The organism is Streptomyces beijiangensis (assembly GCF_017315755.1).
Classification (GTDB): Bacteria; Actinomycetota; Actinomycetes; order Streptomycetales; family Streptomycetaceae; genus Streptomyces; species Streptomyces beijiangensis.
On record NZ_JAFLRJ010001153.1, the window covers coordinates 1 to 720 of the forward strand.

Here is a 720-nt window from a genome sequence, read left to right on the forward strand (position 1 = left end):
GACGTGAACACGATTCCGCCGATGCCGATGCCGATGCCGATACCGAGCAGCGCGGAGCTGAGCACCAGGGCGGCGTTGCGGTTGTGCTCCTCCCAGATCTGCCGGCCGAGCTTCCCGGGCGTCAGCAGGTCGACCAGGGCGATGCCGGGCACCAGCAGGACCGGACCGAGGGCGCCGTAGGCGGTGGCCCGGCCGAGTCCGTTGACGATGTCGCTCGTGGGGTTGTCGGCTCCGTAGCGTGAGGGATCGTGAGTGATCGCGGTCAAAGGCGAGCAAAATGTAGCGCACCCGTTCGAGGCTCCAGTGAGTGACGGGTGAACGGCTGTGGATAGCTGGTCCGTACCAGGGTATTGACGCCTTCTTATCTCACGTCTTGAATCAAGGGGCGACGCATCCCCCACCTCCCCCCACAACCTCGGTCGGCGCGCCCGGAGATACGGGCCGCCGTACGGAAGGGAGAGTCATGTCCTCTCCACGCACGTTGCGCAGATGGTTGACCGCCGCTCTGTCCGCGGCCCTCGTCGCCTCCGCCGCCGTCGGGACCGCCCGGGCGGAACCGGCGGACACCACCACCGCCTCCGCGTCGGCAGACGGCGCCGCGGCTGCCGCCGTGACGTTCTCGGACACCTTCGACGGGCCCGGCGGGGCGGCGGTCAACTCCTCGAAGTGGCAGGTCGAGGCCGGAGACAACGTCAACAGCCATGAACGGCAGTACTACGC

At 68.2% G+C, this 720-nt stretch carries 1 protein-coding gene and 1 pseudogene; one reads left to right on the top strand and one right to left on the bottom strand.

The window, feature by feature from the left end:
- On the bottom strand, window positions 1–257 hold a 257-nt coding region (locus tag J0695_RS40960), incomplete at its 3' end, for a DUF350 domain-containing protein (protein WP_206969879.1).
- Window positions 258–463: 206 nt separating this feature from the next.
- Here J0695_RS40960 and J0695_RS40965 point away from each other — a divergent pair.
- Window positions 464–720: pseudogene (locus tag J0695_RS40965) on the top strand (1,3-beta-glucanase); the annotation flags it as partial.